Source organism: Rhodococcus globerulus NBRC 14531 (genome assembly GCF_001894805.1).
In the GTDB taxonomy this organism is placed as follows: domain Bacteria; phylum Actinomycetota; class Actinomycetes; order Mycobacteriales; family Mycobacteriaceae; genus Rhodococcus_F; species Rhodococcus_F globerula.
This window is the reverse complement of record NZ_BCWX01000008.1, coordinates 63,139-83,724: the sequence shown is the minus strand read 5'-3', so window position 1 is coordinate 83,724 and position 20,586 is coordinate 63,139. Positions and strand designations below refer to the sequence as shown.

Annotated in this window: 16 protein-coding genes and 1 pseudogene; 11 read left to right on the top strand and 6 right to left on the bottom strand. The window is 61.3% G+C overall.

Features of this window, described 5'->3' with window-relative positions; all coding sequences use genetic code 11:
- Positions 1–77 precede the first annotated feature (77 nt).
- Positions 78–1,394, bottom strand: a complete 1,317-nt coding sequence (locus tag RG2_RS27800; protein ID WP_033235898.1) for an HNH endonuclease signature motif containing protein — start codon at positions 1,392–1,394, stop codon at positions 78–80.
- A 268-nt stretch (positions 1,395–1,662) separates the two neighbouring features.
- Here RG2_RS27800 and RG2_RS27795 point away from each other — a divergent pair, with 268 nt between their 5' ends.
- From RG2_RS27795 to RG2_RS27785, 3 genes are read left to right on the top strand one after another with little or no spacing between them, the layout of a single operon-like run.
- The gene (locus RG2_RS27795) at positions 1,663–3,438 is read left to right on the top strand and encodes a multicopper oxidase family protein (RefSeq protein ID WP_165826385.1); all 1,776 of its coding nucleotides are present in this window, start codon (positions 1,663–1,665) and stop codon (positions 3,436–3,438) included.
- 38 nt (positions 3,439–3,476) lie between these two features.
- Positions 3,477–4,691, top strand: a complete 1,215-nt coding sequence (locus RG2_RS27790) for a CaiB/BaiF CoA transferase family protein (protein ID WP_033235899.1) — start codon at positions 3,477–3,479, stop codon at positions 4,689–4,691.
- Between the two features lies 1 nt (position 4,692).
- Entirely contained in the window at positions 4,693–5,589 is an 897-nt protein-coding gene (locus RG2_RS27785; RefSeq protein WP_033235900.1) for a hydroxymethylglutaryl-CoA lyase, read from the top strand.
- 14 nt (positions 5,590–5,603) lie between these two features.
- On the opposite strand, the pseudogene RG2_RS27780 reads toward RG2_RS27785, so the two are convergent.
- Positions 5,604–7,360: pseudogene (locus RG2_RS27780) on the bottom strand (multicopper oxidase family protein).
- Between the two features lie 252 nt (positions 7,361–7,612).
- On the opposite strand from RG2_RS27780, the gene RG2_RS27775 reads away from it, so the two are divergent.
- A complete protein-coding gene (locus RG2_RS27775) occupies positions 7,613–8,164 on the top strand; it encodes a TetR/AcrR family transcriptional regulator (RefSeq protein WP_033235901.1) in 552 nt (183 codons plus the stop codon).
- Positions 8,165–8,197: 33 nt separating this feature from the next.
- Here the strand turns inward: RG2_RS27775 and RG2_RS27770 are convergent, their stop codons facing one another.
- Both RG2_RS27770 and RG2_RS27765 read right to left on the bottom strand, forming a co-directional pair.
- Positions 8,198–9,253 carry a lipocalin-like domain-containing protein gene (locus RG2_RS27770; protein WP_095887731.1) on the bottom strand — a complete coding sequence of 352 codons (1,056 nt, stop codon included), beginning with the start codon at positions 9,251–9,253 and terminating at the stop codon, positions 8,198–8,200.
- Between the two features lie 10 nt (positions 9,254–9,263).
- Complete coding sequence (locus RG2_RS27765; protein ID WP_033235903.1) at positions 9,264–10,514, bottom strand: oxygenase MpaB family protein; 1,251 nt, start codon at positions 10,512–10,514, stop codon at positions 9,264–9,266.
- Positions 10,515–10,691: 177 nt separating this feature from the next.
- Here RG2_RS27765 and RG2_RS27760 point away from each other — a divergent pair, with 177 nt between their 5' ends.
- The 7 genes from RG2_RS27760 (at position 10,692) to RG2_RS27730 (ending at position 18,570) form a co-directional block, all read left to right on the top strand.
- Positions 10,692–11,216 (top strand): TetR/AcrR family transcriptional regulator, encoded by a 525-nt coding sequence (locus RG2_RS27760; protein WP_230590310.1) that lies wholly within the window; start codon positions 10,692–10,694, stop codon positions 11,214–11,216.
- The gene (locus tag RG2_RS27755; protein WP_033235905.1) at positions 11,213–12,697 is read left to right on the top strand and encodes a flavin-containing monooxygenase; all 1,485 of its coding nucleotides are present in this window, start codon (positions 11,213–11,215) and stop codon (positions 12,695–12,697) included. The genes RG2_RS27760 and RG2_RS27755 overlap by 4 nt, the downstream gene beginning before the upstream one ends.
- Positions 12,694–14,409, top strand: a complete 1,716-nt coding sequence (locus tag RG2_RS27750) for a GMC oxidoreductase (protein ID WP_033235906.1) — start codon at positions 12,694–12,696, stop codon at positions 14,407–14,409. The genes RG2_RS27755 and RG2_RS27750 overlap by 4 nt, the downstream gene beginning before the upstream one ends.
- Complete coding sequence (locus RG2_RS27745) at positions 14,393–15,040, top strand: hypothetical protein (RefSeq protein WP_033235907.1); 648 nt, start codon at positions 14,393–14,395, stop codon at positions 15,038–15,040. The genes RG2_RS27750 and RG2_RS27745 overlap by 17 nt, the downstream gene beginning before the upstream one ends.
- 252 nt (positions 15,041–15,292) lie before the next feature.
- On the top strand, positions 15,293–15,781 hold the full coding sequence (locus RG2_RS27740; RefSeq protein WP_033235908.1) for a Fur family transcriptional regulator: 489 nt from the start codon (positions 15,293–15,295) through the stop codon (positions 15,779–15,781).
- 52 nt (positions 15,782–15,833) lie between these two features.
- Positions 15,834–17,285 carry a catalase gene (locus RG2_RS27735; RefSeq protein ID WP_033235909.1) on the top strand — a complete coding sequence of 484 codons (1,452 nt, stop codon included), beginning with the start codon at positions 15,834–15,836 and terminating at the stop codon, positions 17,283–17,285.
- A gap of 295 nt (positions 17,286–17,580) precedes the next feature.
- Positions 17,581–18,570: an LLM class F420-dependent oxidoreductase gene (locus RG2_RS27730; protein WP_033235910.1), complete on the top strand. Its 990-nt coding sequence runs from the start codon at positions 17,581–17,583 to the stop codon at positions 18,568–18,570.
- On the opposite strand, the gene RG2_RS27725 is transcribed toward RG2_RS27730, so the two are convergent.
- On the bottom strand, positions 18,467–19,846 hold the full coding sequence (locus RG2_RS27725; RefSeq protein WP_033235911.1) for a sensor histidine kinase: 1,380 nt from the start codon (positions 19,844–19,846) through the stop codon (positions 18,467–18,469). The genes RG2_RS27730 and RG2_RS27725 overlap by 104 nt on opposite strands.
- On the bottom strand, positions 19,843–20,547 hold the full coding sequence (locus RG2_RS27720; RefSeq protein ID WP_033235912.1) for a response regulator transcription factor: 705 nt from the start codon (positions 20,545–20,547) through the stop codon (positions 19,843–19,845). The genes RG2_RS27725 and RG2_RS27720 overlap by 4 nt, the downstream gene beginning before the upstream one ends.
- Positions 20,548–20,586: the final 39 nt, after the last annotated feature.

Here is a 20,586-nt window from a genome sequence, read left to right as displayed (position 1 = left end):
CCACGGCTTTTGGCACCGCATCGAGGTCTCCTTCGATGCGGTGCTCGGCCGTGTTCTGTTGTGCCTGAGACGTTTTCTCAGGTTCGATAGGTGTTGTTTGCCGGTCTGGGGTGTTGCTGCGGGTCGATCGCCGGCGGCGGAATGAACCAGGGTTTGTTGTCGGCGCCCATCCGAATCTCCCATTTGCCAACAAATCCGGTTTTGCGGTGCATGAGCCGATGATGTGAACGACACAGCAGGACAAGGTTGTTCATCACCGTCGGCCCGCCGTTCGACCAGTGACGGATATGGTGGGCGTCGGTCCATGCCGGCACGCACTCACACCCTGGGAAGGCGCAGCCTTTGTCCCGGGCGATCAATGCGACCCGTTGTTCGGCTGTGACCAATCGTTTTCCGGGTCTCGCATCGAGTGGCGCTCCGTGGTCGTCGAGTAGGACTGTCGACAGGAAGCAGTCGCAGCCGAGCAGTCTGGTCTGCGAGACCGACAGTGGTCCCATCCACGGCATGTGGCCCACGTCGAGATCGGAGAGGTCCGGATCGAGTGAAGCTTCTTCCTCTGCAACGGCTTCCTGCGCCGCGCAGTCGCGATGTTCGGCGAGATCTCGGGCATTGATGTGCACGTTCAGATGCGGCCGCTGGCCGCCGTCGATACCGGTTTTTGCGCAATCGAGATAGCGGCGGATCAGTTCGGTGAATCCGTCGGCTGTTCGCTTGGCTGCCGACCGGGCATCGGGGGTTCCATCCGCAGCGGGGGTGGGCATGGTCAGATTCGACAGGGCCGAGAGAATCATTTCGCCGGTGACGGCGTCGAAATCGCCTCGAACGACAACCCGACCGTTCAACGTCGACGCGATCCGGAGCTCGTTCCGGTCGATATCTTCGGCCGGTGGAATGTTGTCGGACTCGAACATTCGCTCCAACGTGGCGATGACGTACCGCAGCTTGGTTGTTGTCGCGTCGACTCCTGATGCTGCAGCCAGGAGAACGTCGATGCACTGGGGAAGTGCCTCGGCCGGCATTCCTTTTGGTGGGGACTCGCAGAACGAAATAATCAGTGCCGCATGATCGAACGAGCAATCTCCGGCGTCGAAGCGTTGTGCGACTGCGGGAAACGCCCGCAGTGCGACGCCAAGGGCGGCGATCTTGTTTCCGGCAGGGATCTGCAGCATCGTATTTGCTGCCAGCCATCGGCCGACGCCGCGGTAGCAGAGCACCTGGTCGTCCGGGCGCAGCGAGAGTTCGTCGACCACGGCCACGCGGATCGCTTCGAGTCGCAAAATCTCCGCGCTCGCCTCGATTGCGGCCGAACGAAGGTCAGCTACCGGCGCTTGCCACAGCCTGGACCGTAATCCCACGGCAGAACCGGAAACCACATCTGACGTATCGATTCTCATTGAATTCCCCCGATTCGGATCCCCCGATCCGCATAACTCCATCCTAATCGAACACAGTTTCGAGTTCAAGGGTTTTCTCGAACTCTCGACTCGGTCTCGTCGATCAGGATTTCGAGTCCTCGGCGGAAGGCAGTCGGTGTTTGACCTCGAAGCCGCAGGGGTAATCCGGTCCGGATGCCGTCAGCGATAGGGGCCTGTAGTGGATGAACCTGTGGTGGGCAAGCCGCACAAGATCCGTCGACGCGCGGTGCTGCAGGGCTTGGGATTGATGGCAGGACTTGGCGCGCTGTCGGTGGGGTCCGCTTCAGCTCGGGAATCTGCGCACGCAGCTTTGCCTGACATCGACCCGCTGCGGCCGCTCCAATTGCCTTCGCCACGGTTGGAACCCTTTCGTGAGGCGCTGGTATTTCCGCCGAAATTGGCCGGTAGCGACCTGGAGCTTCGTGCCGCGTCGTCGATGCACCGGTTCCATCCTGACCTGGCGCCTTCGCCTTCGCTGGGGTACGGCGGGATGGACTACCTCGGGCCGACGATCGAGGCTCATGTCGAGCAGTCGTTAACGCTGCGGTACGCCAACGACATCACCACGCATCCTCTTGCCGCTGATGTGGATTCGCGTCTGCACGGTCTCAGCGACAACGATCGGACACAGGTTCCCACGTCGCTGCACCTGCATGGCGGTGTCACCGCGCCGCAGTACGACGGGAATCCCGAGTTGATTCAGCGTCCGGGCGAAGGATTGGTGCACGAGTTCGGCAATGCCCCCGGTAACGGGAATCCCAGCGGTAGCGGTAATCACTGGTATCACGACCACGCCATGGGGATGACTCGGCTGAACGTCTACGCGGGCTTGGCCGGTATGTATCTGCTTCGCGACAACTACGACACCGGTACGGCCGGCAATCCGCTCGGCTTACCGTCGGGGGAGTTCGAACTGCCACTGATATTGCAGGACAAGGTATTCACCTCCGACGGACGGCAAAGCGTCAGGTCGACGTGGACAACACCACAGGGTGCCTGGGATCCAGCGACGCCCGGAGACGTTGGCGTGGTGAACGGCGTTGTGTGGCCCAGAATCGAAGTGGCGCGGGGGTTGTACCGCCTGCGTGTCCTCAATGCCGCGTCGTACTCGGTGTGGAATCTGTACTTCGGAAATCGTATGCGATTCTGGGTGATCGGCTCCGAATCCGGATTGCTCGCAGCGTCAGCGCCGACGGATCATGTGCGTCTGAGCCCGGGCGAGCGGGTTGATCTCCTGGTCGACTTCGGCTTGCTCGAACCGGGTACCAGTGTGGAACTGCGCAACGATGAACCGGTGCCTTTGGCTGTGGCGCAACGCGGTACGCAGGTGATGCCCCTGTTCGCGCGGTTCGACCTGAGTAGCGCGAAGGGTTTCACCGGGTCGGTGCCGCAGCAATTGAGTTCCGCTGCCCCACCACCCCCGGCCGTGCCCGACGTAGTCCGCAATCTGACGATCATGCAACTGTCCCGGCCGTCGAGCTATCCGTCGATCACCATGTCGCTCAACAACTTGCGGTATACCGACTCGGATATCGAATTGCCGCGTCAGGGAACCGTCGAGCAGTGGAATCTGATCAACGTCACAACAGAGCCGCATCCGATTCACCTACACCTGGTGACTTTCCGGGTCTTGGGTAGGCAGAGCATCAACACACCTGCGTACACGGCTGCGTACCCGTTGCCGGATCTCGGGACGCGCTGGACGCCGTCGGCGGACGATTTCGTGACCTCGCCGATGCGGGCGCCGGAAGTGTGGGAGACGGGCGCCAAGGATACCGTCATCGTGGATGCCAACTCCATCACGCGCATCATCGTGCGCTTCCCGACGGCCGACGAACTGGGCTTCGATCCCGACGCCACGTTCCCCCGAGCTGCGGTGGTAGATCCTGCGATGAAGGAACCTGCGATGGAACACAGTGGACACGGTGGTGGATCAGGCGATCTGCAAGGGTACGTCTGGCACTGCCACATGCTCGATCACGAGGATCACGACATGATGTTGAGGTATCGGCTGGTGACGTAACCTTTCGTAGGGAGAGACGTTCCCACGAGGAGGCTGCTGTGTCGGAAGGTGCGCCCACCGGGCCCCTGGACGGATACCGGGTAATCGAGCTCGGCACGTTGATTGCCGGACCCTTCGCCGGGAAACTGCTCGGCGACATGGGTGCCGACGTGATCAAGATCGAGTCGCCGGATCGCCCAGACCCGCTTCGCACCTGGGGACAGGCGGAGCAGGACGGTCACCGATTCTTCTGGACGGTCCACGCCCGCAACAAGCGCTGCGTCACGCTGGATCTGCGGGTCGAGAAAGGTCGGGAACTGTTTCTGGATCTGGTCGAACACGCGGATGTCGTGGTCGAGAACTTTCGCCCGGGCACTCTCGAGAAGTGGGGTCTGGGGTTCGACGTGCTCAGCGAGCGCAATCCGAAACTGGTGCTGGCCAGAGTATCCGGGTATGGGCAGACCGGGCCGAAGGCCAAGAGCGCTGGGTATGCCTCGGTGGCCGAAGCTGTCAGCGGTTTCCGGCACCTGAACGGTTATCCCGGCCAGGCACCGCCGCGTATCGCACTCTCACTCGGGGATTCGCTCGGCGGGATGTTCGCGGTACAAGGTGTGCTGGCGGCGCTTCTGTCCCGTGAGCGAACCGGCCGCGGCCAGGTTGTGGACGTTGCACTCACAGAATCGTGTCTGGCAGTGCAGGAATCGACGATTCCCGACTACGATCGCGGCGGCATCATCCGTCAACCCTCGGGAACCAGGCTCGAAGGAATCGCGCCTTCCAACATCTATCAGACCTCCGAGGGGAACTGGGTGGTCATCGCGGCCAATCAGGACACGCTCTTCGTGCGGCTGTGCACGATAATGGGTCGACCGGAACTGGCACAGGACGACCGATTCTCCAATCATGTTGCGCGCGGTAAACATCAGGACGAGCTCGACGAGTTGATCGGCGCGTGGGTCGCGCTGCAGGACCCCGACAGTCTGGTGGAGCGTCTGACGGAGGTGGGAGTTGTTGCCGGACCGATCAATACCGTCGAAGACGTGGTCAAGGATCCACAGTTGATCGAGCGCGGAATGCTGGTCGGTCACTACGACGACCGGATCGGTGAGGACGTCCTGGGCTTGGGCGTTGTGCCGACCTTCAGTGCGACACCAGGTTCTGTGCGGAATGCGGGAGCGTCGTCTCCGGGTCAGGACAACGCCTCCGTCTGGGGTGGACTCCTCGGGCTTTCGGACGACGAGCAGGCAACGTTGCTCGAGAAGGGAGTGATCTGACATGACGGTTACCGAAGTCAGCATTCGTGAAGTGGGTCCGCGCGACGGGCTCCAGATCGAGGCCCCGGTGCCATTGTCGGAGAAACTTCGACTCGTAGAAGCTCTTGTTGCAACCGGTGTTCCGCGCATCGAGGCCACGTCATTCGTGTCACCGCGCGCCGTTCCGGCTCTAGCCGACGCAGAAGCGCTGGCAGCAGAACTGCACCGGTGGCCAGGTGTCGAGTTCTCCGCGTTGGTGGCCGGAATCGGCGGCGCAAAACGGGCGGTAGCGGCCGGTATGGGAACCGTCGAATATGTCGTCTCGGCCTCGAACGGTCACAGTGAAGCCAATACTCGATCCACCACCGAGCAGGCTACCGAGCGGATCGGGGAGGTGGTCAAGATTGTTCACGACGCCGGAGGTCGAGTCGAAGTCATCGTTTCGACGGCGTGGGACTGCCCGTTCGACGGACCTACCCATCCTGATCGAGTGTTGCGGATTGCGGAGCAGGCCAGGGAATTCGGCGCCGATCAGTTCTCGATCGCGGATACTATCGGCACGGCAACTCCGGGACGCGTCGCGCAGTTGATCGATGCGGTTGACACCCATGTCGGCGACTTCAATTTAGGTGTTCATTTCCACAACACACGCGGCAGTGGTCTTGCCTGCGCGCTGACAGCGGTGCAGCACGGAGTTCGGAACCTCGACGCCTCCACGGGTGGGCTGGGTGGTTGCCCGTTTGCTCCCGGCGCCAGTGGAAACATCGCCACCGAAGAACTGGTCTACATGCTGGGAGACATGGGCATTGCGACGGGGATCGATCTGGACGCGTCCATCCGCGCGGCAGGTGTCGCGGAAGAGATCGTGGGTCATGCCGTTCCCAGCAACCTCCTGCGAGCGGGTGACCGGATCAGGTAGCGGGAGAGTCGAGGTCATCGGACCGTACGATATTTCAGCATCATGTCGTGGTCCTCGTGGTCGAGAATATGGCAGTGCCACACATAGCCCTGGATCTGTTGTGCCGCAGTGTGATGGCCAGGGTGAGCTGGGTCGTCCGGGCTGAATAATGCGTCCGGATCGAATCCGAGTTCCTCGGCGGTGGGGAACCTTACGATGATTCGGGTGACGGTGCCGCCGTCGATCCGCACGGTGTCCTTCCATCCGGACTCCCACGGCGCCGGCCCGATCATGGGGCCCCCGAGAAATCCGTCGGCAGCAGGCGTCCACTTGTAACCGATAGGCGGTTGAGGATGTGCCGCTTGATATTCGAGGGTCTTCAAGGGTGCGCGTCCGAGAATGCGGAACATCACAAGGTGGATGGGATGTGGATCGGGCGTGATGTTGACGATGTCCCATTGTTCTACGGTGCCCTGCCGGGGCATTTCGATGTCGGTGCTGTCGAAGCGCAGATTGTTGAGAGACATGACGGCGGGTGGCAGGCGGAGTGCGTACGGCTGAGAGACGGTCACCGTTCGGACCACTGTGGGAACCTCGAGCGGCGGAAGCGCCGACGGTTGCCGTGCGCCGCCGCGAAGCGAGTTCGGCACAGTGCCGGTGAACCCGCGACGGGAATCGGCGACAAAACGGCAGAACACCGGCATCGCTACCTCGCCTAGCATTGCAGCCTGGAAGGGTGGTTGCTCGTCGTTGATCAATTCGACGGCATCACCTTCGCGGAAGCCGGTGAAATCCACGAGCACGTCGATGCGTTCGCCGGGTGAAAGCCGAAAGCTTGTCGTGCGTACCGGAGCGTCGAGTAGGCCATGTTCGTTGCCGATGACCGCGAAGTGCATCCCGTTGCTGAAGTGCAGGTTCCACACGCTGTACGACCCGGCATTGATGATGCGGAAACGGTACAAACCGCGTGCCACATTCATCCGCGGCCATACCTTGCCGTTGACCACACCGACGTCTCCGACGGCACCGCCCTCCCAGGAGCCCTGCGGGACGATCGGGGTGGAACGCACGGATTGATACCCGTCGGCCGTGAAGATCTTCTCCTGGAGAATCAGGGGCATCTCGTACTCTTCGGCGGGTAGTCCCAGTGGGTTTCCCTCTCGGCCGGTGTCGAATCGTCACGCAGGAAATACTGACCGGCCAACCCGGCGTAGACATTCAAGCGGGTGATGCCCATGGCGTGATCGTGGTACCACAAATGGCCCGCGTGCTGTTCGTTCGGAAAATGGTGAGTGATGCTGCGTCCGGGAGCTATGGCTAGAAGCGGATGCCCATCGCTGCCGGGTGGTGTGACACCGCCGTGAAGGTGCAGCGACGACGGGGGAGCCAGCCGGTGATCTTCGGTGACTCCGTGGATGCTGGTGTCCATGTCGTCTGCCAGTGGATGGCGTTCGAGCCGGTTGGTGAAGTTCAGTGTGAGTGCCTCTCCGACATGGCATTCGATGGTGGGGCCCAGGTAGTGGTCACCGCCGAACCCCAGCGACGGCACAGCATCGAAGTCCCGGTGGAATTGGTGGCGGTGTACAGCGGCGTCGAGTGAGAGAGTGGTTCCGGAAATAACACGCGGCCGGGGGAGTTCGTCGACGAAGGGCGTCATGGGAGGTGAGTAAAAGATCAGTGGACTGCGCAGTTCGCTCCGGGTCGGAGTATGCGTAGCCGACACCAAAGCCGCGCTGGTTCCAGCGAGGCCGATCGCACGAAACAAAGCACGCCTCGTGAACCTTTGGCTCACCGATTGCACCTCCTCCGAGATTCAGTCTTCCATACCGCACCGTATGGTATGGATGTCGGCTATGTCCACAACTCGGTGAAATGCAGCTCGGTGCAGGAGAATTCGAATCACCCGCGGCGTAGGTCAGGCAACGAACTGGCGCTGCAAAGGTGGACGTGGGGTCACGCAGTGATGCGATGGACCAGCCGTAGGCATCTATGATCGAGGAGTGAGAGTGAGAACTGAACGCGCCCGCGAGAACGGCCTGCGCTGATGGCGCGGGCCAACCGTCTGAGCGTCGAGAGTTGGCTCGACGCGGCCTTTGATCTTCTCGTGCGAGAGGGGGTTTCCGGGGTCAAGATTTCCACGTTGTGCGACGAACTCGGAGTCACCAAAGGCAGCTTCTACTGGCATTTCGACGATCTCGGCGCGCTGATGGAAGCGATGGCCGACTATTGGTGCGGCACACAGAACGACGCTGTGCGAGGGCTCGCGTCCGTCGAATCAATTCCGGTGGAGCAGCGATTCGAGATGATGGCCCAACTGCTGATCGACGAGCGCAATTGGTCCGTCGAAATCGCGGTGCGAGAATGGGCACGAAGTGACGAGAAAGTAGCCGAGGCCGTACGTCAGCTCGATCAACGAATCTTCGATATCATCCAGGAAGCACTGTTGGAGTTGAATTTTGACGCCGAAGGTGCGCGCCTGCGGGCAGGTGCTCTGGTGTATGCCGGAATCGGATTCGTTCACGGCCGAGGCAGTCTCCCGACGCCCACCAGCGCCGAGCTCCGAAAAATCTTCACGTTGCTGACGCAGGAAAGCTGATGGCGCAACGTCGACACTCGAATGCCTCATCGCTCATTTGAGCGCAACCATCTCGTGCAGAGTTGATCCTGTCCGCTCGATCATTTCTCCGTCGATCGTCACCTTCAGAACGAAGTCGGAACGGAAACGAAAATATCCGGGGCGGCCGAGAAGTCGATTCAGTACGGGCTTGACCAGTCGGGTTCGGGCTACCGGAACGTCAGCCAGGAAGTCGTGCGCATGAACTACCTCGCGCACCGTCAGCGTGAGATCCACCGACCCCGGAATGTGCAGACGCAGCGTCGACGGAAACGAGCGATTCGCGACGTCGTGGAAGACCGTCGGCCCTTCGGTCATTTCCAGTTCACCGTTGCTCAGAACGACACTGTCACCGCGGGCCAGCATCAGCGGCAGCGACCAGTGCTCGCCGTATTTCTTCTGGGTGTGCACGGTGGCGTAGACCAGTGAGAAGTCGTCGACATACAACCGCCCCCAGTACCAGCGATCGATGATCCGCTTCATGTCCCCGACGCCCCAGTTGTGGTCGTGATAGCCGCGACCACGGGCATCGAGTGTGGCGCCGCCGATAGTGACGGTGCCCGTCACCGAGGCGCGCGGTGCGCCGACAACCCAGGCGAAGAACTCGGTGTCCCCGTACGTGGTCTGTCCGCGTCCGGGCATCCAACTCGGTACCTCGTTGCGAAATTCGAGATCGAACACAATGTCTTCTTCTTCGAGATGCACTCTGTGTACCGGCAGGTCTCCCGAATCGAATTCGGCTACAGCGCTGTTCGGGCCTATCCGAACATCGCACTTGTCCGTTGATGCACTGACGTCGGCGGAGGAATACGGCTTGACGACTTCCCGGCGCGTACCGTCCGGGGAATAGATATGGATTTCGATTCCGGGTTTGCGATTGACGAGTTCGCGCAGTTGTAGCATCGCAACCACGATGTGCCCACTGTCGAGGTGAGCGTCGAAGTACCAGTGTTCGAAAGCAAACTTGTTGTCTGATGGATGCGCGCCGTTGTCGCTCGGGTGCGTTCGAGTGATCTCACCGTCTTTGCGTCCCGGTCCGTTCCACGCTTCCACGATATTCATTGTCGTCATCGAGCGACTCCTATCGTCGTAGTGCGCCACTTGCATCGAATTCGGCCTCGCGGCCCTTCATTTGAGCCTGGTACCAGTTCTCGCGGTGCTTGACCATCACCTTTTCCACGATCGCGCCGGTTCCGGGGACGCAGCGCCTGATCAATTCCATCGCGGTGATGAGTGGCAATCTCAGGACGGGTATGAATAGCCAGGGAATGACACCGGGCATCCGGTACTTGCGCCGTGTACCAGGGGCCATGAACATCGCGGCGTACACCGAATTGATGCGAAAGTTGTACGCCTCTCGTAGCCGGGTGAGTCCGCGGTGGCCGTCGCGTGGCGCAAAAGCCTTCGGGTAACTCTCGATCAACTCACTGCCGTGCTTGCCGGAGTCGTAGGACCGCGACACGATCGTCATGGCCAGTGCGCGTAGGGAATCCGTGGCAGTTTCCGGGTACCACGTGGTGCGCACCCCCAAAAGGTGTCCCATGTACTTCTGGAAGTGGATCAGAGCCCGGATCTCGGACGGCGTCGTGTGGTAGCCGAGTGTCCACAGTGCGAGGCCAGGGGTGACGCTGCCGGCGATCAAAGTCAGGAGCATGTAGCTCTGACTGATAGGAAGCCCCCACTTCGAGGTATCCCATTCCGGGTGATTGGCTACTCGCGACCGCACGGACACGTGCATCACGCGAACCTTGAGAGCTGTTGCGCGACCGGCGGATCCAGGTTGGAGCAGTGCGCCCGGTTGGGATACGTCGATCCAGAATCGGCAGGTTTCGAGGAACCGGCGCAATGCGTTGTCGCCCGCATACCCGCCGGCGAGGGAGAGCGGCGTGGCAACTGCGGATTCGGTGTAGATTTCCAGTGTTTCCGCTCCTGCGAAACTGAACAACATTGTGCCCCAGCGCCGCCAGATTGCAGCGCCCTGCTCGACCAGTGCCGGATCAACCCAGTCCGGTACCGTTTCGAATTCCTCGAACAGTGCGCGCATGGATTCCGGAGCGTCCGGCACGGCGTCGATGCCATGGGTAAGTGCGGTTTCGAGCATGGCGCGGCCGGTTTTCGCCCCGGTCTCGCCGCGATAGACCTCGTCGACAAATCGTTCGGCGACGGGATCTCCGGTGAAGAGATCATTGCAGAACTGTTGTGCCTGTTCGGTAGTGGGGAAGATGTCGGCACCGGTCAGCCTTTTGACGATTGTGCGTGCGCGAGCAATTCCGGGCTTTTGTATGCCTTCCCAATAGGGGAATGCCGTAGGGGTTCGATCGCTTGCTGTCATGTCACCGCCTGATAGCAGAGTCGCGAGATTAACCATACTATACCGTATGGTACGGATTGTGAAAGTTTATTTGAAGTCAGCCTGGACTGTTTCCTGTTTTCGATCTACAGTCACTATGTGACCGAGACCACTTCCGATGTGAAAGTAAGCCGTACGCAGGCAGAACGTACGGCCACGATGCGTGGGCGACTACTCGACGCAGCCATTGAATCGCTGGTCGAACTGGGTTACGCGCGGACAAGCACCCAGGAGATCGCTCGGCGAGCGGGTGTATCCCGCGGTACTCAGCTCCATCATTTCCCGACCAAGGAATCGCTGGTCGTCGCCGCTGTCGAATACCTGGTGGACAAACGGCTGGCGGAAATCCTTTCGGCAGAGGTGGACAGTGGCCGCGGACTGGAGATACTGGCCGACGCGTTTTCCGGTCCACTGTTCTATGCAGCCCTCGAACTGTGGGTGGCGGCGCGCACCGACCCCGCACTGCATGCGGCGACCGTGCCACTCGAGCGCAAGGTGAGTGAGGCGCTCGAGTTCGGTAGCGCCGAAGTCTTCGGTGATCGCTTCGACTCCGAGGCAGTCGAATTGACTGTCGAACTTGTCCGAGGGCTTGCGGTGTCAGCCCTGTTCCGTACCCCGGAAGCCGACGAAGCGCTGCGCGCGCGGCTGCTACCGGCCTGGCAATCCCGAGTGGAGAACAAGTGAAACTTCCCGAACATGTCGAAACACTGATCGTCGGTGCCGGATTCGCCGGTATGGGTCTGGCGGCCAGAGTTCTTCGCGACGACCCGGCAACGGATGTGGTGTTGATCGAGCGAGCCGCCGACGTCGGTGGCACGTGGCGAGACAACACCTACCCCGGTTGTGCGTGTGATGTGCCGACGGCGTTGTACTCGTATTCCTTTGCCCCGAGCGCAGACTGGAGTCATACCTTTGCACGTCAGCCCGAGATCTATGCCTACCTGAAGAAGGTGGCCGCCGATACCGGCGTCGGAGATCGAGTGGTTCTGAACTGCGAACTCGAGGCCGCGATCTGGGACGAGGGAATGTCACTGTGGCACATACAGACGTCCCAAGGAGCGTTGACGGCGAAGGCTCTGGTCGCTGCGACCGGAGCGCTGTCCACGCCCAAGGTTCCCGACTTTCCCGGTCTCGACCAATTCTCCGGTACCACTTTCCATTCCGCGACGTGGAACCACGAGCACGACCTGCGCGGTGAGCGCATCGCGGTGATCGGTACCGGCGCCTCGGCAGTGCAATTCGTTCCCGAAATTGTGGAGGAGGCTACTCATGTCACCGTGTTCCAGCGAACTCCTGCCTGGGTGATTCCGCGGGCGGATAGATCACTCCCCCCAATTCAAAAGGCTCTGTACACCAAGGTCCCCGCTGCGCAGAAGGCTGTTCGCGGTACCGTCTACGGCTTTCGGGAAGCTTTGGGTGCGGCGATGTCGCATGCCACCTGGGTTTTACCGGCTTTCGAGATGGTGGCAAAGGCGCACCTGCGAAAGCAGGTGAAAGACCCCGAGCTGCGCCGGAAATTGACCCCCGATTTCACCATCGGCTGCAAGCGAATGCTCCTGTCCAATGACTGGTTGCGAACTCTCGATCGGGCGGACGTGAGCCTTGTCGACAGTGGGCTCGTCTCGGTCACTGAAGACGGAGTGGTGGACGGGCACGGAATCGAGCACAAAGTCGACACCATCATTTTTGCGACGGGATTCACGCCGACGGAACCACCTGTCGCACACCTGATAACGGGGAGGAGCGGTGCAACGCTGGCCGAACAGTGGAACGGTAGCCCCAGCGCGTACAAGGGAACGACGGTCAGCGGCTTCCCGAATTTGTTCCTGATGTACGGTCCCAACACCAACCTCGGCCACAGCTCGATCGTGTACATGCTCGAGTCTCAGGCCGAGTATGTCAACGACGCGTTGAACACCATGAAGCGGGAGGGGCTCGACGCCCTCGACGTCAATGAGTCGGTACAGGTGCAGTACAACAAGGGAATTCAGCACGAATTGAAGCGCACGGTGTGGAACAAGGGTGGTTGCTCGAGTTGGTACATCGATGCGGAGGGACGTAACTCGGTGCAGTGGCCGACGTTCACTTTCACATTCCGTTCTCTGCTGGGGAATTTCGATCGGGAGAACTACTCGGCCCGGAAGATCGAAAGCGTCGAGGCATGACGGCAACGCACTACGACGTCGTAGTCATCGGGTCGGGGTTCGGCGGTAGCGTCGCCGCTCTTCGTCTGACGGAGAAGGGCTATCGCGTCGGAGTGCTCGAGTCTGGTCGCAGATTCGCCGACGACGAGCTCCCCGAAACCAGCTGGCGTCTGCGAAAGTACTTGTGGGCACCGTGGATCGGGTGCTACGGGGTTCAACGTATTCACCTGCTCCCGGATGTTCTGGTCATGGCAGGTTCCGGAGTTGGTGGCGGATCACTCAACTACGCCAACACCCTCTATCAGCCGCCCAAGCGGTTCTTCGAGGATCGTCAATGGGCGCACATCACCGACTGGCATGACGAGTTGGCGCCGTACTACGACCAGGCGAAACGAATGCTCGGGGTGCGAACCAACCCTTCGTTCACGCCCTCCGACGCCGTAATGAAGGAAGTCGCGGAAGAAATGGGTGTGGGCGAGACATTCACGTCTACCCCTGTTGGCGTCTTCTTCGGGGACGCCGGAGTGTCGGTGCCCGATCCGTTCTTCGGAGGTAAAGGACCGGAGAGAACTGGGTGTACCGAATGCGGTGGCTGCATGACGGGGTGCCGTGTCGGTGCAAAGAACACATTGGTCAAGAATTATCTGCACTTGGCCGAACACGCCGGGGCGCGAGTTCATCCGCTGACCACTGTGCGGGAACTTCGGCCACGCAAGGGCGGTGGGTATCAACTTCTCGCGCGCCGGACCGACGGTATTCGAAAGCGCGAACAGATTTTCACCGCCGACCAGGTGGTAGTGGCTGCTGGTACCTATGGGACGGCGCGATTGTTGCTCGGGATGAAGGAATCCGGAACGCTGCCGCATCTGTCGAATGCACTGGGCACTGTGGTTCGCACCAATTCCGAAGCGGTGCTTGCGGCAACATCGAAGTCCCGTCGACGCGATTTCACGCAGGGCGTTGCGATCACGTCGTCGTTTCATCCAGACGATCACACGCACATCGAACCCGTGCGATACGGCAAGGGCAGCAATGCAATAGGTCTCCTGCAGACTGTTCTCAGCGACGGCGGCGGCAAGGTGCCGCGAGTCCTGAAGACGCTGGCAGTTGCCGCACGTCACCCGAGCGCATTTGCCCGGTCTTTATCTGTGCGGAACTGGTCCGAGCGGACTGTCATCGCGCTGGTCATGCAGACGGACGACAATTCGCTCGAACTGTCGAAGAACACAAGAAGGTTCGGGCGTTCTCTGACCAGTCGCCCCGGCCCCGGTGATCCGCCACCGACGTGGATTCCACAAGGTCACACTGCTATTCGTAAAGTTGCGCAGAAGATCGACGGTGATCCAGGTGGTTCCATCGCCGAAATCGTGAATATTCCGATGACGGCACACTTCCTCGGTGGGTGCGCGATAGGTGATTCGCCGTCGACCGGCGTGGTAGATCCTTATCTGCGCGCCTACGGGCACAACGGGTTACACGTGATGGACGGCTCGGTGGTGAGTGCCAATCTCGGTGTGAACCCCTCGCTGACCATCACCGCTCAAGCTGAGCGGGCGTGCGCGCTGTGGCCGAACGCCGGCGGCGATGACGCCCGGCCGGCTGTAGGTGATCCGTACGTTCGGCTCGTCCCGACGCCGCCGTCCAATCCGGTAGTGCCCGAGCATGCTTCGGGCGCCCTGAGACTTCCCCTGATTTTTCCAACCGAGAAGGTGTCCGATGTGGAGCGTCCCTGAATCTGCAAGCGAACGCACGGACTGGCCGGCGAGTGATCCGCCGCCGTGGCCGGCGCGGCTGCGGGCCACGTTGTGGTGGCATCGGAGCACGTCGGCGGCAGGTGAACTCGGGCCGGAGGGCAGAACTATCCCGATGACCTTGGCGATGATGGTCGATTATCTGGACTCTCCGGTGGGGCCGTATCGAGAAATCTTGGCGAGTCCGGTCCTGCGGGCGCCGGGTAGGCGGATCGGGCCGATGCCTCGGATGGCGGTGCCCTTCATCGCAGTGGATTCGGAATCTTCGGTGCACGGTGGCCGCACCCATTGGGAACTACCGAAGGTTCTCGCGCAGTTCGACGGGGATGTCCTGGGCCGTGTGGCTGCGAAGGGGGACGGTTGGCAGGTGAACACCACTGCGCGGGCAAAGGGACCGCGCCTGCCCATCGTAGGAGCTCTGGGCTTTGCGCAACCCACCGAGGGTGGTCGGTTGGCTCTCGCGTCGGCGCGGCTCACGGGCAGATTCCGTTACGCGCGCGTCGACGTCGAATCCGAGGGATCGACCTTGCCGAACTGGCTGGTAGCAGGCTCGCACCACGGAATTGTCATCACGGACGGAAGGATGAGGACGGGCCCCGCCAAGCGCGTCTAGACCGAGAAACAGGTGAAGGCCGTACAGCAAAACGCTGTACGGCCTTCGGCGTCGACGCCCCACAGGCGCCTCTCGGCGGTAGGTCGCTCGCAGCGACAATGGGGTGGGGCCCGGGGCTTGTTCGGGCGCCGACGGAGTGATCAACGGACGCCCGAGCTGTTTTGTTCCCTGGCCAAGGCTATGAGCCGCGTCACTTATTTGGTTAGGGAACCCTTTTCTTGACTAATTCCAGAAAAGGCGCATACTGGAACCATGCAAGATGACGGGCAGGATCTCGACCTCCGGGCGCAACTGCGTGCGGCCGGGTTGCGAGTCACTGCGCCTCGTCTTGCAGTTCTGAATGCGGTTACAGCCCAACCGCATTCGGACGCAGATTCTGTTGCAGCGCAGGTGCGGCAACAGTTGGGATCCGTATCCACCCAGGCCGTTTACGACGTGCTGAAGGCATGCGTAAGCGCAGGGTTGCTACGACGCATCGAGCCTGCGGGTTCACCCGCACGATTCGAGACGAGAACCGGGGACAACCATCACCACCTCGTCTGTCGTAGCTGCGGCAAGGTCGTCGACGTCGATTGTGTTGTCGGCCAAGCTCCCTGCCTTGAACCGTCCGACCATCACGGCTTCGAGATCGATGAAGCCGAGGTCGTGTTCTGGGGCCGTTGCAACGATTGCCTGAAGAGTTCTGCCGAGTCGGGCATTGTTTCCGACGCGGTTTCACAGAATCACGATGCAGCCCGCTAGCAGTACGGCCCATATTGCCGCACAGCCCATTTGACTTTTAGGAGGCTTCGCCATGACCAAGCCCACCACGAACAACTTCGGTATTCCCGTAGCCAGCGACGACGAGTCGTTGACTGCAGGTACTCAGGGACCGGTCCTGCTTCACGACCACTACCTGATCGAGAAGCTGGCCCAGTTCAACCGTGAGCGCGTCCCGGAGCGCGTCGTTCATGCCAAGGGCGGCGGCGCTTTTGGTGAACTGGTCATCACGAACGACGTCAGCAAGTACACCAAGGCCAAGTTCCTGCAGCCCGGGAAGAAGACCGAGTCGCTGGTGCGTTTCTCGACCGTCGCCGGTGAGCAAGGTTCTCCGGACACATGGCGCGACCCGCGCGGTTTTGCCATGAAGTTCTACACCGAAGAGGGCAACTACGACCTCGTCGGCAACAACACTCCCGTGTTCTTCATCAAGGACGCCATCAAGTTCCCCGACTTCATCCGTTCGCAGAAGCGTCTGCCGGGTTCGGGTCTGCGCGATCACGACATGCAGTGGGATTTCTGGACTTTGCGTCCCGAATCCGCGCACCAGGTGACGTGGCTGATGGGCGACCGCGGCATTCCGAAGACGTGGCGCAACATGGACGGCTTCGGCTCGCACACGTACCAGTGGGTCAACGCCGCCGGTGAGCGGTTCTGGGTGAAGTACCACTTCAAGACCGATCAGGGCATCGAGTTCCTGACGCAGGCAGAGGCCGACAGCCTCGCCGGCAGCGATCCCGACTACCACCGCGCGGATCTGTACAACGCAATCGAAGCCGGCAACTTCCCGAGCTGGACCATGAACGTTCAGATCATGCCGGTCGACGAGGCCGAGGGCTACCGCTTCAACCCGTTCGACCTCACGAAGGTGTGGTCCCAGAAGGACTACCCCCTCATCGAGGTCGGCAAGTGGACTCTCAATCGCAACCCGGAGAACTTCTTCGCGCAGATCGAGCAGGCGTCGTTCGAGCCGTCGAACGTCGTGCCGGGCATCGGTTTCAGCCCGGACAAGATGCTCCTCGGCCGTGTGTTCTCCTACGCCGACGCCCATCGTTACCGCATCGGCACCAACTACGCCGATCTGCCGGTCAACGCACCGAAGAACGAGGTGAACTCCTACTCCAAGGAGGGCGCCATGCGTTACAGCTTCAACTCGCCGTCGACGCCGGTGTACGCGCCGAACTCATATGGCGGACCGCACGCCGATCCGTCGGTTGCCGGTGACGAAGGCCTGTGGTCGTTCGACGGTGAAGCAGTTCGCGCCGGATACATCGAGCACGCTGAGGACGGCGACTTCACTCAGGCCGGAACCTTGGTCCGTGAGGTCCTCGACGACGCAGCGCGTGAGCGCCTCGTGAGCAACATCGTCGGTCACGCAAGTGCCGGAGTAAGCGAAGCAGTTCTGCTGCGCGTCTTCGAGTACTGGAAGAACGTGGACGCCGATCTGGGCAAGCGCGTCGAAGAAGGCGTGCGCGCCGGTCAGTAAGAGGCAACCTCGTACGTAAGAATGCGGGCCGCTGCAAGGGAATCCAACTCCTTGCAGCGGCCCGCATTTTCTCGTTTCAGAGCAGCCCCCACCAGTAGAACAGCGTTGCAAGAATGAATTCGACGACAAAATCCACGACGATTCTCCTTCACTTTTCACGTACATTCCATGATCCGCGCCAGCCGAGACTGTTTCGACTGAGGCTTCGGCGGGCAGTCGAGTCGTAGGACTGTCAGTGCGGCCAATTCGGCACTGCGCAGCCCTTTCGGCACTCGGGTTGAGGAGATGATCGGCCATGATGCGTATCGGCTACACGTTGATGACGGAGCAGGCTGGGCCAAAGGACCTGGTCCGACATGCGGTTCGGGCCGAGCAGGCCGGGTTCGACTTCGAGGTGATGAGTGATCACTACTCGCCGTGGCTGACCGAACAGGGGCACGCCCCGTACGCCTGGTCCGTTCTCGGAGCGATTGCGCACGCCACCGGATCGGTTGATCTGATGACGTATGTGACGTGTCCGAGTATTCGCTATCACCCCGTGGTGATCGCTCAGAAGGCCGCGACGGTGCAGATACTCGCGGACGGGCGGTTCACGCTCGGATTAGGGACCGGGGAGTGTCTCAACGAGCATGTGGTCGGTGACGGATGGCCGTCGATCGATGCCAGGATGGACATGCTGGAGGAAGCGGTTGCCATCATTCGGGCGCTGCATTCCGGAGATCTGGTGACCTGGAAGGGTGAGTACTTCGACGTTCAGTCGGCACGTATCTGGGACTTGCCCGAAATTCCTGTCCCACTCGCGATTGCGATGTCCGGTGACAAGTCCGTCGAGCGATTCGGGCCGATGGCGGACGATCTGATCGGTGTGGAACCTGATTCGCGGCTCGTTCATCAATGGAAGCATGTTCATGGTCGCGCGTTCGGACTTCCTCCGGCGCGCACGGCAATCGGTCAGATTCCGATTTCCTGGGATGACGATCGAGACGTCGCCATCGCCAGGGCGCATCAGCAATTCCGATGGTTCGGCCTCGGCTGGCCCGTCAACTCCGAGCTGCCGACCCCGGCCGGGTTTGCTGCCGCGTCGCAGTTCGTCCGCAAAGAAGATGTGGCAGAAAACATCCCGTGTGGTCCAGATCTGGACGCGATCGTCGAAGCGGTCAAAGCCTACAAGGATGCGGGCTTCACCGATGTGGCGCTGGTGCAGATCGGTGGCGATACGCAAGACCGCTTTTTCGACGAGGCTGCAAAACCGCTGTTGGAGGCCCTGCACGTCGAATTGGGTTGATGGAGAAGGTCAATCGGGTTCCGCCGAGAGGGCTTGCGTCGAGTCGTGCGCTGCCACCGTGCAATTGAGCCTGTTGAGCGACAAGGGCAAGTCCGAGGCCGCTCCCGGATTCGCCTGCGCCGGTTCCGCGAACAAAGCGTTCGAACATCGCTTCCCTCTCGGCCGGGGCTATGACGGCACCGTTGTCGTCGACGAATATCGTGGCGGATCCCGTGCTTACCCCGGCTCGGACGGTGATCTCGACCGCGTCGGCGTGGCCGTGCCGGACGGAGTTGGTGACGGCGTTGGTCAGCACCAGACGAATGCCTGCGGGAAATGCCTGGACCGAAAGCTCGTCCGGCGCTTTCAAACGGACGGAGACCTGGGGGTGCAGTCGAGCGACATCTGCGACGGCGCGATCGGCTACCTCCACGAGATCGACGTCGGCGCAGTCCTTCGGATCGGCCACGTCACCCAGGGCGAGTGTTTCCAGATCGGTGAGGGTGCGCTCGATCTGGCGCTGCGCCTCCAACAACTCGCCGGCCAGTTCGCGGCGTTGACTTTCCGTGAGGTCCAGCGTCGCGAGAACTTCCAGATCGGTGCGCATCGACGTCAGCGGGGTACGCAGCTCGTGAGCGGAGACGCGAGCGAAATCGCGTGCCGACTCCAACGCTTCCTCGGTGCGGCTTCGATCGCTTTCGATCCGGCTGAGCATGCTGTGGATTGCTTCGGACAGTTCCTCGGCTTCGCGCGTCCCACGGACTGACGGTGCCCGGAGGGAGAGTCCTTCGACGTCGAGGTTGTTGCCGATCGAACTGGTGGTCTCGGTTAATTGCTGCAGGGGGCGGACAGCTCGGCCGGTGAGGAACCAACCGAGCCCGGCCGCGGCGAGAATCGCGACCACTGCCGCAGCCGCCACCTGGAACTGCTGCTCGCGGATTGCCTGCGCGAGTGGATCTTCGGGGATGGTGACGGCGAGTGCAGCTCCGCTGTCGCCCGGGAGGAGCACATCTCGACTGCGGACGTCGGTAGTAGCCAACGCGCTGATACCCGTGGCATTGAAGCCGTGGTCGACTACGAGCGGTTGTGTTGTTGCGGTGGGTGACTCGAACAGAATTGCAGCCGGAGAAGTCGACGCAATGCCGAGAGTGACCGAATCGAGAGTGCGTTCCAGTTGTTCGGAGCCGCCCACGCGCAGGAAGACCGCAAACGCAATTCCGATCGCGGCAATGACGATGCCGGCGGCCAGACCCGACGCGATGGCTACTCGGGTCTGCAGTGACAGCGGCCGCTTCACCGTTCGGCCCTCAAGACGAAGCCGACCCCGCGGACTGTGTGGATTACCCGAGGTGCACCGTCGATCTCGAGTTTCTTGCGTAGGTAGGTGACAAACACATCGACGACATTGGTGTCGGCGGCAAAATCGTAGCCCCAGACGAGTCGCAGGAGTTGTGCGCGGTTCAGCACCACGCCGGCATGCTCGGCGAGGACGGACAACAGGTCGAATTCTCGTTTGGTGAGTTCGATTCGCCGGCCGCCGATATGGGCGCGATGACCGCGGAGATCCACAGTCAGAGGTCCCACTGTGATCGGGTGATCGAGAGTCGGGGCGCTTCGCGTCGTGCGTCGTAGCAAGGCGCGCAGTCTGGCAACAAGCTCCGCCAACTCGAAAGGCTTGGTGAGGTAGTCGTCGGCGCCCGCCTCCAACCCGGCAATGCGATCGCCCACCGAACTTCGGGCGCTGAGTACACAAATCGGAACGTCGTTGCCGATCGCCCGCAAGGCTGTCACTACCCCGACACCGTCAAGGCCGGGCATATTGACATCGAGAACGAGGGCCGACGGGCACTGCTTGCTCACCGAGGCCAAGGCAGAACGGCCGTCTACCGCTGTTGCCGTGTCGAAGCCGGACAGTCGCAGTCCACGTTCGAGCGAATTCAGTACCTTTGCGTCGTCGTCAACGATCAGGATGCGCTCGCGTGTACTCACCCCAGCCATAGTGCCACCGGATTTCGGTCGACGGTCTCGCGCCGAGCG

Bases quoted from the DNA above. Each gene is read 5' to 3' on its own strand.
- RG2_RS27735 (WP_033235909.1), top strand. From the start codon at position 15,834: ATGACCAAGCCCACCACGAACAACTTCGGTATTCCCGTAGCCAGCGAC.
- RG2_RS27740 (WP_033235908.1), top strand. From the start codon at position 15,293: ATGCAAGATGACGGGCAGGATCTCGACCTCCGGGCGCAACTGCGTGCG.
- RG2_RS27785 (WP_033235900.1), top strand. From the start codon at position 4,693: ATGACGGTTACCGAAGTCAGCATTCGTGAAGTGGGTCCGCGCGACGGG.
- RG2_RS27730 (WP_033235910.1), top strand. From the start codon at position 17,581: ATGATGCGTATCGGCTACACGTTGATGACGGAGCAGGCTGGGCCAAAG.
- RG2_RS27750 (WP_033235906.1), top strand. From the start codon at position 12,694: ATGACGGCAACGCACTACGACGTCGTAGTCATCGGGTCGGGGTTCGGC.
- RG2_RS27720 (WP_033235912.1), bottom strand. From the start codon at position 20,547: ATGGCTGGGGTGAGTACACGCGAGCGCATCCTGATCGTTGACGACGAC.
- RG2_RS27760 (WP_230590310.1), top strand. From the start codon at position 10,692: ATGCGTGGGCGACTACTCGACGCAGCCATTGAATCGCTGGTCGAACTG.
- RG2_RS27795 (WP_165826385.1), top strand. From the start codon at position 1,663: ATGGCAGGACTTGGCGCGCTGTCGGTGGGGTCCGCTTCAGCTCGGGAA.
- RG2_RS27745 (WP_033235907.1), top strand. From the start codon at position 14,393: ATGTGGAGCGTCCCTGAATCTGCAAGCGAACGCACGGACTGGCCGGCG.
- RG2_RS27800 (WP_033235898.1), bottom strand. From the start codon at position 1,394: ATGAGAATCGATACGTCAGATGTGGTTTCCGGTTCTGCCGTGGGATTA.
- RG2_RS27775 (WP_033235901.1), top strand. From the start codon at position 7,613: ATGGCGCGGGCCAACCGTCTGAGCGTCGAGAGTTGGCTCGACGCGGCC.
- RG2_RS27770 (WP_095887731.1), bottom strand. From the start codon at position 9,253: ATGACGACAATGAATATCGTGGAAGCGTGGAACGGACCGGGACGCAAA.
- RG2_RS27765 (WP_033235903.1), bottom strand. From the start codon at position 10,514: ATGACAGCAAGCGATCGAACCCCTACGGCATTCCCCTATTGGGAAGGC.